This window comes from Novosphingobium naphthalenivorans NBRC 102051 (genome assembly GCF_001590985.1).
GTDB lineage: Bacteria > Pseudomonadota > Alphaproteobacteria > Sphingomonadales > Sphingomonadaceae > Novosphingobium > Novosphingobium naphthalenivorans.
This window is the reverse complement of the sequence record NZ_BCTX01000113.1, coordinates 1-11,096: the sequence shown is the minus strand read 5'-3', so window position 1 is coordinate 11,096 and position 11,096 is coordinate 1. Positions and strand designations below refer to the sequence as shown.

The 11,096-nt window shown below is 64.3% G+C and carries 9 protein-coding genes and 1 riboswitch; of the genes, 4 read left to right on the top strand and 5 right to left on the bottom strand.

Annotation, left to right across the window (positions count from 1 at the left end):
- Positions 1–92 precede the first annotated feature (92 nt).
- From NN5_RS22555 to NN5_RS22535, 5 genes are all read right to left on the bottom strand, one after another.
- On the bottom strand, positions 93–1,532 hold the full coding sequence (locus NN5_RS22555) for a methyl-accepting chemotaxis protein (RefSeq protein WP_067738588.1): 1,440 nt from the start codon (positions 1,530–1,532) through the stop codon (positions 93–95).
- Positions 1,533–1,781: 249 nt separating this feature from the next.
- Positions 1,782–2,522, bottom strand: coding sequence for a class I SAM-dependent methyltransferase (locus tag NN5_RS22550; protein ID WP_067738585.1), 741 nt, complete (start codon positions 2,520–2,522; stop codon positions 1,782–1,784).
- A gap of 72 nt (positions 2,523–2,594) precedes the next feature.
- Entirely contained in the window at positions 2,595–3,167 is a 573-nt protein-coding gene (locus NN5_RS22545; RefSeq protein ID WP_067738583.1) for a TMEM165/GDT1 family protein, read from the bottom strand.
- Between the two features lie 16 nt (positions 3,168–3,183).
- A riboswitch (yybP-ykoY riboswitch) is annotated at positions 3,184–3,363 on the bottom strand.
- A 112-nt stretch (positions 3,364–3,475) separates the two neighbouring features.
- The gene (locus NN5_RS22540; protein ID WP_067738579.1) at positions 3,476–6,175 is read right to left on the bottom strand and encodes a TonB-dependent receptor domain-containing protein; all 2,700 of its coding nucleotides are present in this window, start codon (positions 6,173–6,175) and stop codon (positions 3,476–3,478) included.
- Between the two features lie 88 nt (positions 6,176–6,263).
- A complete protein-coding gene (locus NN5_RS22535; protein ID WP_067738574.1) occupies positions 6,264–7,865 on the bottom strand; it encodes a beta-helix domain-containing protein in 1,602 nt (533 codons plus the stop codon).
- 295 nt (positions 7,866–8,160) lie between these two features.
- Between NN5_RS22535 and NN5_RS22530 the strand changes: the two genes are divergently transcribed.
- From NN5_RS22530 to NN5_RS22515, 4 genes are all read left to right on the top strand, one after another.
- Positions 8,161–8,538: a hypothetical protein gene (locus NN5_RS22530; protein ID WP_067738569.1), complete on the top strand. Its 378-nt coding sequence runs from the start codon at positions 8,161–8,163 to the stop codon at positions 8,536–8,538.
- Positions 8,539–8,746: 208 nt separating this feature from the next.
- Positions 8,747–9,091, top strand: a complete 345-nt coding sequence (locus NN5_RS22525; protein WP_067738566.1) for a TrbC/VirB2 family protein — start codon at positions 8,747–8,749, stop codon at positions 9,089–9,091.
- 11 nt (positions 9,092–9,102) lie between these two features.
- Positions 9,103–9,384, top strand: a complete 282-nt coding sequence (locus tag NN5_RS22520; RefSeq protein WP_067738564.1) for a VirB3 family type IV secretion system protein — start codon at positions 9,103–9,105, stop codon at positions 9,382–9,384.
- A gap of 22 nt (positions 9,385–9,406) precedes the next feature.
- Positions 9,407–11,096 (top strand): VirB4 family type IV secretion/conjugal transfer ATPase (locus NN5_RS22515; protein WP_067738562.1); only part of this gene is annotated, 1,690 nt, incomplete at its 3' end.

Here is an 11,096-nt window from a genome sequence, read left to right as displayed (position 1 = left end):
CTGAATGTCGATTGGTCCTAGGCGGCCGGGAGACTGAAGCCCCCAGGCCGCCACCGGGTCATTTCTTGCGTTCTGGTCCGTCCAGGCCGGGTTCAGAACTCAGACCAGTCTTCGCTGGGGTCGGATTTCAGCGCGAGATTGCCGTCGAAGGCCGGCGGCGGAGGCGGAGCCTTCCGGGGTGCCGGGCGCGGCGTGCTTGCCGGTTTCGCTGCACTCGCCGGTTTTGCCGTGCGGGCTTTCTGGACCGGTGCAGCGCCGCCGTTGAAGCGGAACTGGCCGACGACCATGGAAAGCTCGCGCGCTTCGTCCGACAGCGAACGGGTTGCGGCACTGGCCTCTTCCACCATGGCGGCGTTCTGCTGGGTCACTTGATCCAGCTCGCCCATCGCGGCATTGACCTGGGTGAGGCTGGCGGCCTGGCTCTGAGCGCTTTCGGCAATCCCGGAGATCTGCGCGTTGACCTCGCCGATGCGGGCAACGATCTTGGAAAGCAGCTCGCCGGTTTCGCCGACCAGCTTCACGCCATTTTCGACCTGCTCCGACGATGCCGTAATCAGCGCGCTGATGTCCTTGGCAGCATCGGCCGAACGCTGGGCGAGTGCGCGCACTTCGTTGGCGACCACCGCAAAGCCCTTGCCGGCATCGCCAGCACGCGCCGCTTCCACGCCGGCATTGAGCGCCAGCAGGTTGGTCTGGAAGGCGATCCCGTCGATCACGCCGATGATCTGCCGGATTTCCTGCGCCGAATGTTCGATCGCGCCCATGGCGTGCACCGCCCGGTCGACGACCTGGCCGCCCTCGGTGGCCTCGCGGTGGGCGTTGGAAATGGAATGCTGGGCGCCGACCGCGGCTGTGGCGGATTCGTTGACGCCCTGCGTCACTTGATTCATCGCGGCCGTCGTTTCCTCCAGGCTGGCCGCCTGTTGCTCGTTGCGGCGCGAAAGGTCGTCGGAGGCGGTATGGATTTCCGATGAGCCCGTAAGGACGGCATTGGCCGTGCGCTGGACCGTCGAGATGGTATCGGTGAGCGATACCACGGCACTGTTGAAGTCCCGCCGCAGGGCTTCGTATTCCGGCGGGAAGATATCGCGGATTTCGCAATCGAGCCGGTTGCCAGACAAGGCCTTGAGCGCTTCGCCGAGGCGGGCCACGACGATTTGCTGACTTTCATTGTTCTTCTGCACCTGGACGGCATTGTCGCGGAAGGCAGCCATGGCCTTGGTCATGCGGCCGACGCAGTCCTCGTAATCGGTGTAGCGAACTTCGCTGTTCGTGTCCCCGGCGGCCAAGGCCTCCATGCGCTCGACAGTATTGACATAAGGGGTGCAGATGCGATCGCCGGAAACCAGTACGGCCGCGACGGTGGCAACCCAGGCCGCGGCGGCAACGGCGATCAGAGCGATGCCAGACATGCCCCCGGTTACGGCCAGAGCAGTTGTCACCAGTCCCACAAGCCCAAGCCCGCCGTGGATCCACAGCAGAACCTTGAACTTCTCGCGTATCGACGCTTTCTTTTCGAACCAATCAAGCATGTGCCCTCCTTTTGGGAGTTTTTTGGCGCTGTTTCCGGTTGGAGACCGCCCTCCCAAAGGGGCCATCCAGTCCGTCAAGTTAAATAGCTGTCATGCGATGTAGCTCGCAGTTCACAGTTTCAGGTGTTGCGAGGCCTACGCAAGGACACGTAGGGACGGGCTTCATTCTCTGTTGGGAGTTCGGGAATTCGCAGGCTTGTGCGCGTGGGGGGCGGTGGCAGGCGCGCTATACCGGAAACGGCCTTGCGGTCAGACGCGGGCGCGTCTTGCCGTCAGGAAGGCCATGCTCCCTGCAAGGCGTGCGTCTATGGGCGTTTCCAGCCCGGATGCGGGGCCGTTCAGGCGTGACGTGAGTTCGGCGAACCGCCGGGGATGCGCGACCTCGCCGGCCCGGTGCAAGGCAGAGAGGTAGCGCTTGCCAAGCCATCGTTCGGCCACAAGGCTTGTCGCGAAGAGGCAGGCTGCCGGATCGGCGACGCGGGCCAGTTCCAGCGTGATCGCTTCCACGTCTTCGAAAAGGTGGAGCATGCCGGGGCACAGCACGCTGCCGAACGCACCATCCCGGAACGGCAGCGCGGTCAGATCGGCCTGGACGAGCACCACTTGCTCGGGGACGCGCCCGGCCAGAGCTACCAGCCTGTTCCGCGCCGCTCTCAACATGTCCGTGGAGAGATCGACGAGAATGGTCGGCCGGGAGGCTCCGGCATGGACGGCTGCCGTAGAGACCAGAGTTCCGCACCCCGCATCGAGCAAGGCGCCTGTGCCCGATTGCGCGGCTTTGCGGGCAAAGGCGGTGTAGGACGCAGGCGACGTGCCCCAGGCCAGGCGATTGTAGATACGGCTGCCGATCAGCCGGTCATAGAGCCGGGCGCGGCCGTCGTAAGGCTGTGACACCGTATCTGCGGGCATGACCGACCAGATCCCCTCTTCGATCAGGCGCAACGGGCCGCCAGCGGTCAGCAGGCCATCGAGTATGGGCGAGGAAGCCATGGCGCGAAGAGACCTATCAGGCCGCGCGCCGTGGCGAAACCCCGGTATCCGGTTCCGTGCCGCATATGCACCTCATATCCAGCCCGCCGTCTGGGCCAGCAGCCACAGGCCAATGGCCAGGAACAGCAAGGCCGCAATCATGCGCACCGTGGCCAGCGGCACGCGCCGGATGATTTCGTGGCCCAGGAATACGGCCGGCACATTGGCGATCATCATGCCCAGCGTGGTGCCGGTCATTACCGGGATCACGCTCTGGAACCGGGCTCCCAGCGCGATCGTGGCCAACTGGGTCTTGTCGCCCATCTCGACCAGGAAGAAGGCAATGGCGGTGGCCAGGAACGGACCGAAGCGATGGGGTTTCGCTTCCTCGTCCTCGTCGAATTTGTCGGGGATCAGCGTCCACCCGGCCATCAGGATGAAGCTTGCGGCAACAAGGTAGCGGAACCACAGTCCGTCGAGGAAAGCCGAGGCCTGCTCGCCCGCCAGTGCGGCGAGGAAATGATTGGCCAGCGTGGCCACCAGAATGCCGGCGATGATCGGCCAGGGGCGGCGGAAACGGGTGGCCAGCACGATGGCAAGCAACTGGGTCTTGTCGCCGATCTCGGCGAGCGCGACCACGGCAGTGGAGGTGATGAGGGCTTCCAAGCAGATTCTCCGGGCCGGGCGGGTAGCACGCAACGACGCATACGGACCCCGCCCGGCCGGACGAAACCGCAAGCGTCATTGGTCTTGCCCGAACGGTGGCCCGTTCTCCTGTGCGCCACGGCCTCTCGGCCGAGTATGTTGACGACAGGTTCCGCCGGGGAAGGGCGGACGGCTACTCCCCAGATGACGGGGCCTGCCTACGCGATGCAGGGCTGATGGGGAAGACGAAAAAAAGCCCGGCCGCATTGCTGCGACCGGGCCGTGTAGGTGCCGTCGGAAGGGCAGGGACCTTCCGGTGAGGAAACAGATCAGAACTTGATCGAAGCCGATGCCGAGAACATGCGGCCGAGGGCATAGGTGTTGTAGTTGACCTTGCCGTCGTCGAACTTCTGGTATTCGAAGTGGCCACGGCCGGTCAGGTTGCGGCCTTCCAGCTTGAGTTCGATTTCCTTGTCGCCGATCATGAAGCCCTGGCGGATCACCACGTCGATCGTCAGGCCCGGATATTCGAAGATGTCCGGCTGGCCCGAGTTGGCAAGGCCGCGGCTGACCGCGCGCTTGCTGGCGTAGTTGAGCAGGATCGTCTGCTGCGACAGGCTCTCGGTGTCTTCCAGGCCGATCTGCACATTGGCGATGTGTTCGGACTGGCCGGTGAGCGGCGCGCCATCGACAAAGTAGTCGGTGGCGAGCGAGGTGCCGGTGCCTGCGCCGTAGACGCGAACGGTGTCGTTCTCGCCCACTTTGATCTCCGACTTGGTGTAGGTGTAGTTGCCGATCAGGACCAGCCTGCGGCTCTCGAAGAACTTGCCGCCCAGGCTGTCGAGGTAGAAGTACTTCTGCAGTTCCAGCTCGGCGCCATAGAGGTTCGCGGTCGGTGCGTTCGCGTAGGACGTCACGAACGTTTCCGTGCCCGTCAGGAACGATTCGATCGGCTTGTCGATCTTCTTGAAGAAGGCACCGAGCGAGACGCGCTGATCGCGGTCGAAGTACCACTCGAAGCGGGCTTCGGCGTTGGTCAGCTTGCTGTCTTCCAGGAACGGGTTGCCCTGGTAGGTACGGTTGGTGTCGGGATCGTAGAACGGTTGGTACAGCAGTTCGCGGAACTGCGGGCGGGCAATCGTCTGCGAACCGTTGAGGCGGACCTGCATGCCCGGCTCGATTTCGTAGGTCAGCGTGACGGCCGGCAGGAAGTACTCGTTCTTGAGGTCGGTCGCCTGCGTCGGATCTGCGCCGATCGGCCGCAGGAGCGTCGATTCCTTGGCATATTCCCAGCGCACGCCGGCATCGATCGAAAGCTTGTCAGTCAGCTGACCATCGACCTTGGCGTAGAACGCGTGGTTGAGCAGGCGGGAATCGAACAGCGCGGTGCTGGCATCGGGTTCGCGCAGTTCCAGGTTGTAGTTGACGCCGTTGTCGCCCACGTACCAGGTGCCCGGCTGCAGCAGAACGTCGAGACGCAGGAGACCGAAGTTCGAGATCTGCGTCGCGTTGCCGTTGGCATAGATTGCGAAGGACCGGCGCGAGTTGGTGCGGGTGTTGATCTGGTAGGCATAGCCCACCGTGCCCGACCAGCCGGGAGCGAAGTTGTGCGTCACGTCGGCACCGGCCGACCACACGTCTTCGTTCAGGCGCGAGAAGGTGATGGTCGTCGGGTCCTGGTTGCCGTTGCCCAGGCGGTTGACGAACTGCGAGCCGTAACTGTCGGAATCGACATTGGTGCGCAGGTATTCGGCTTCGATCTCGAACGGCGCCAGGCGCTTCGAGTTGGCATAGCCTGCGCGAACGTCGATCTGGGTGTCGTCGGCAGGCTTGAACTTGCCGACGAACTGGGTGTCGATCAGCTGGCGTTCGTACCAGCCGGTCGACTGGCGCATGTAGTCGGCCTGCAGGTTGTTCTCGCGCTTGCCGAGGCTGAGGCCGGTGTGCTTGATCGTGTCGTGGATATAGACGTTGGTCCAGCGGATCTGGTTGTCACCCCACTCCAGGCCAAGACCCAGCAGGCCGTTGCCGACGATGCGGTTGTCGGTGTTCACCGCGTTGAAGTTTTCGAACAGCTGGTCGGTGGCGGCAGTTATGCCCTGCGCGCGCTGGCGAGTGATGTCCTTGGTCTGGGTCGTGTTCGAATAGCCCGCCGCAGCGATCACGCCGAGCGTCGCGCCGCCAAGGTCGAACGAGGTGCCGGCCGTGATGTTGCCCGAGAAGTTGGGCTGGGTCTTGTTGACCTTCTGGATGACCGCATTGCGGCCGTTCACCAGATAGCCGCCAAGTTCCTTGGCCAGGTCGCTGGACGGCGAGATGACGGTGTTGGAGTTGAAGTAGTCCTGCAGCACCGAAGGAATGTTGCGGTTGCCGTTGTCCCAGCCCGTCCAATCGGTCTTGCTGCCATAATAGGTGTAGCTGAGCTTGTCGGTGGTTTCGGTGTCCCAGGTGAAGCCGCCGCCGATCTTGATGAAGCTCTCTTCCGGGACAGCCTGCGTCGTGAGATTGATCACGCCGCCGCCGAATTCGCCGGGGAAGTTCACCGAGTAGCTCTTCTGCACCAGCGAGGAGGCCACGACGCTGGTGGGGAACAGATCGAGGGGAACCACGCGCTTGAGCGGTTCGGGGCTCGGCAGCGGCGAGCCGTTGAGCAGCGCCAGCGAGTAGCGGTCGCCCAGGCCGCGCACATAGACATAACCATTGCCGACCACCGAAAGGCCGGTCACGCGGCCAAGAGCGCCGGCGATGTCGCCTTCACCGGTGCGTGCGATTTCCTCGGTCGACAGGACCGAGATGACTTCGGTCGAAGTCTTCTGCACGTTGCGGTTGCGCTGGCCGGTAACGATGATCGCGCCGCCGGGCAGCGAGACGTCGGGCCCTGCGGCCTCGGCTTCGTCTTCGGCAGGCGTTGCCTGAGTGTCTTCGTCGCTCGAAGCGGTCGGCGTCGTGCTTTCCTGCGCCCACGCCAGAGACGGCGTCAGAATCGTGGTGGAAAGCAGCAGCAGCGAAACAAGCCGCGGCTTGGTCATTGGATGTCCCCCTGGAACAAGTATCTGATGCGAATAAGGGGGCGGCCGAAATGGACCGCCCCCCTGTCGTCGTTATTGGGCGGCCAGATCAGGTGACAGGCAGCGCCGTGCAGCTCTCACCCGAGCCGAAGTCGGCGGTCGTGTTGTCGCAGGTCCAACCCGTGTACCAGGTGTCCGACGCACCGCTGACGGCACCGATGTAGGTCACCGTGTCGAAGTACGTGGAGATGGTCTTGATGTCGGCATAGGCGGTGACGCCGCTCTCGTTGGTGCCGTTCACGAAAGTGCTCGTGAGCGTCGAGGTGAAAGCGGTGTTGTTGTTGGTTCCCGCGGCGAAAGCGTCGGCAGCCGGCGTGGCGCTGGCATACGTGCCGGTGTTCAGGAACTTCGTGGCGTTGCAGCTCAGGACCGTCGAATAGGCCTTGAGCGTTGCCGGAACCGTGCCCGAGCCGTTCATGCGGATGCACTCGTTGTTCGGCGTGTTGATGATGCCGTTCACGTAAGTGACGTCCGAGTTGCCGCGGATCATGACCGAAGCCTGGTCGTTCGATTCGTTGTTCGAGCTGACGCTGGGCTGCACGCCGGTGAAGTTGGCAACCGTGAGGACCTGACGCGGGGTGTCGGTTTCGGCACCGTTCGAGTCGATTTCCATCAGGGCATCGCCGCCGCCGTCGCGCTGCAGCAGCAGCACGTACTGGAAGAAGCCCTGCAGGCCGGTGTCGGTGTCGAGGCTGTCGTCGTCGGCGTTGACCGCGATGTAGTGCTTGAACTGCACCTTGCCGCCGAAGAATTCAGCGCCGTCGTCCGAGCTGTTGACCGACTGGAAGTAGTCGAGCGTGGTGGCCGAGCCGACGCCTTCCGCGGTCAGCGACTGAAGTTCCTTGCCGTTGCTGAGCACGTAGCCCGAGTAACGGATCTGGACATACTTCATGGTGCCGGCGTTGTAGCTGTTGTCCGAACCGCCGAAGACAGCCTTGTTCACCGAACCTTCGGTGTCGCGCTCGCAGGTGCCGGCAGCGGTCGAGCCGTAGTTGCAGTCGGTCACCATGCCGCGGCCGAGCAGCACGACGCCGCCCCACTGGCCCTGCGAGCTGTCGTCGTTGCTGCCCTGAACGTTCTGGACGCTGGTGAAGACGATCGGCTGCGCGGCAGTGCCGGTCGCGCTGATCTTGTTGCCGCGGTTGACGGCGAGCCAGGCCGGTTCGGAACCGTTTTCGCCATAGACGATCACGCCCGGATCGATCGTGAGCGTGACGTTGGTGTCTGCCGTCAGGACCTTGCTGTTGCAGCTTGCGGTGGTCGTGGTGAACGGCGCAGCGGTGGTCGGGGCGGTGAAGCCGCCGTCGCAGCCGACGTCAACGCGGCCGTTGAGGCGGTAGAGAACACCGTCGACCTTCGACAGGACCGAGCTCTGGTCGATCAGCGCGGGCAGGGTGCAGACGCGCCAGGTGCCTTCGGGGCCCGAGATGACGCCGTCGTTGGTCAGGGTCACGCCGCCGGTGGTCGGGCAGCTGTCCGCAGCGACCACGGTGGTCGAAGTCGGGGTGGGCGTCGGGGTCGGCGTCGGCGTCGACGTGCCGTTGTTGATGGTGATGCTGCCGGCACCCGGCGACGAGATGTCGTCAGCACCGCAGCCGGCGAGAGCGAGAGCGCTGCAGCCAACGAGCAGCAGACCGGAAATTTTCTTCACGTTGATTCCCCCGTGTTCGAGTCGCGGACGAGGCGGCGATTCCGCCCTCGTTGCAGGCCGCCTCTAGGCGGGGGGGGTGACGGTTTGTTGGCAATACAGTGACAGTAATCTTCACTTATACGACGGTAATATGACCATTGTCCGACTGGCGGTGGGGGCGTGCCCGCGACTCGCGGATTTCTGAGCGAATCACGGTTTAATTGCACTTTTATGACACTTGCGTCATTTTGTTGCGAAATCGCATTGGGAGGCAGAAGATACCCTGCAATCGATAGTCAATTACGGGAGAGTTGCCATGTCCCTTACCGCCCTGATGACCGCCGCGCTCCTGGGCCAGTCGGCCTTCTCGCTTGCGGTCGAAACCCCCACTGCGGACAAGACGCAGGACGTTGCCTATGAAGAGCTTGCCGGTGGGCGCTCGGGGGCGGCGCTGCGCAAGCTGGAGACCAGCGACGCCGTGCGGGCCGGGGATCCTGCCGCGTTGATCAATCTGGGGACGGCTTATGCCGGGGCCGGGCTGACGGCCAAGGCGATCGCCTCGTACCGGGCCGCGATCGCCAGCCATGACCGCTATGATCTGGAGCTTGCCGACGGCTCATGGATGGATTCACGTCTGGCCGCGCGCACTGCGCTCAGCCGGCTGCTTGCCTCCACGGCGCAGGCTTCGCGCTGAACCGAACAGCCGGGCGCGCTGGGCCTCGGGTCGCGCACTTTATATATTACGGGAACTGTTGCGGGGTGAGGGCGCCGGCTGAAACCGGCGCCCTCTGCGCGTTTCCGTCAGCCAGCCGGAAAATTCCTGCAACATGTGCGTAAGAATGGCCGTGTTGTCGTCACATACTTGTCATTAGTATGGCGCAATGGGCGCTCATACGGAGGGTATGGTGATTCGATACGTTCAGATTTCGCGCCGCAAGCTTGGCGGTGTTTTTGGCGCTTTTGCGGCACTTTTTGCGGTTCTGGCCCCGGCGGGCGCGCAGGCGCAGGCAGTGGCTCATGATCCGGCCGGCAGTGGCCCGATCGTGGCCGCGCTCGGCTGGCTGCAGGGCACGCTGCTGGGCAATGTCGCCACGGCCGTGGCCGTCATGGCGGTGGCTGCTGTCGGCTTCATGATGCTGACCGGGCGCCTGAACTGGCGCTTTGGCGCCACCGTCATCATCGGCGTGTTCATCCTGTTCGGCGCCGGCGCGATCGTCTCGGGCATCCAGCAGGCGGCAGTGGGCTGAGGGGGCGGCTGATGGGACTCGCTCGCTATCCGGTGCACCGTGCGCTCACGCGGCCGCAGATGTTCGCGGGCGTGACCTACAGCTTCTTCATCATCAATGCCGCGGTGACGACGGAAATCTTCCTCATCACCAAAAGTTTCTGGGCCCTGCCTGCAGCGGCCGCGATTCATGGTATAGGGTATCTCGCCTGCTTGCGGGAGCCGCGCGTGTTTGACCTGTGGATCGCCAAGGTCAGCAAGTGTCCGCGCGTTGCCAACTGGCAGCGCTGGGGCTGCAACAGCTACGCGCCCTGAGCGGAAGCGGGGAAGGGGAGTTATGAGCAAGAGCAAGAAATCGCCGCTGAAGGGCTGGGGCGCCAAGGAAGTCCTCGTCGGCGACCGGTTGCCCTATGCGGCGCTGGTGGACGAGAATGTCCTGCTGCTGCGCGACGGTTCGGTGATGCTCTCGCTGATGGTGCCGGGTCTGGCGTTCGAAACGGCCGACACTGACGAGCTCAATGCCCACGTCGCCACGCGCGAAGTGCTGCTGCGTTCCACGCTCGATGCGCGTTTCATGCTCTATCATCACGTAATCCGCCGCCGCGTGGAAATCGAGATGGAAGGGCATTTCGAAGATCCGCTCGCCGCGCATATCGATGCGCGCTGGCGGGCGCGGACCGGCTCGGGGGCGCTGTTCGTCAACGACCAGTTCATTACCCTGGTGCGCCGTCCCGCGCGCGGCAAGGCGGGCTGGGCGGACCGGTTCTCGCGCTTCATGAAGAACAAGGGCAGTGCTCCGGCCGAGGCCGATCCTGCCGATGTTCGCGCCTTGCGTGCTGCCGCCAATGCCATGGTCGCCTCGCTCGGCGCTTACGGCGCGCGGCTTCTGGGCGAGTACGAAGGGCAGGTCGGGACCTGCTCGGAAGTGCTCGAACTGCTGAGCGCGCTTTATAACGGCGAGATGCGCCCGGTGCGCCGCCCGGCCGAAGAGACCGACATCGGCCACATGCTGGGCTATCGCCGCGTCAATTTCGGCATGGATGCGCTCGAACTGCGCGGCGCCAACGGGCGCGGCACGGTCGGTTCGATCGTGAGCCTCAAGGACTATCCCGATTCGACCGCGCCGGGCCTAACCGACGCGCTGCTGCGCCTGCCCTGCGAACTGGTGCTGACCGAGACCTATGCGCCCAGCGATCGCCAGATCGCGCGCGAACGCATCGATCTCGCCATTCGTCGCCTGCGCTCGGCGGACGAGGAAGCCGTGGCCGAACGCCGCGAGATGACCTCCGCGCGCGATGCTCTGGGCACGGGCTCGGTCGGTTTCGGCGATCATCACCTGTCGGTGCTGGTGCGCGCCGATTCGCTTGAATCGCTCGACGAAGTGACCGCCTCCTGCGCTGCCGCTCTGGCCGATGCCGGTGCCGTCGCGGTGCGCGAGGACGTCAATCTGGAGCCTGCGTTCTGGGGGCAGATGCCCGGCAACGAGAGCTTCATTGTCCGCCGCGCGCTGATTTCGAGCGCGAACATGGCCTGTTTCGGCTCGCTCCACGGCTTCGCGATGGGGCAGGCGAGCGGCAATCACTGGGGCGACGCGGTCACGCTGCTGTCCACCACCAGCTCGACGCCGTTCTTCTTCAACTTCCACCAGGGCGACCTCGGTAACTTTACCGTCATCGGTCCGTCGGGTTCCGGTAAGACCGTAGTCATGAACTTCCTCGCCGCGCAGGCGCAGAAGTTCGCCCCGCGCACGATCCTGTTCGACAAGGATCGCGGTGCTGAAGTGTTCCTGCGCGGAATTGGCGGCCGCTACAGCCGCATCGCCGCGGGTCATCCGACGGGCTTCAATCCCCTTGCCCTGCCGGATACCGCGGCGAACCGTGCCTTCCTGCGTGACTGGCTGGGCGTGCTGCTCGAAGCCAGGGGGCCGGAGGAACTCGCCACGATCGCCGGTGCCGTCGATGCGGCCTATCACAACGATCCCTCGCTGCGCCGCCTCTCGCACTTCCGCGAGCTGCTGGCGGGCGCCC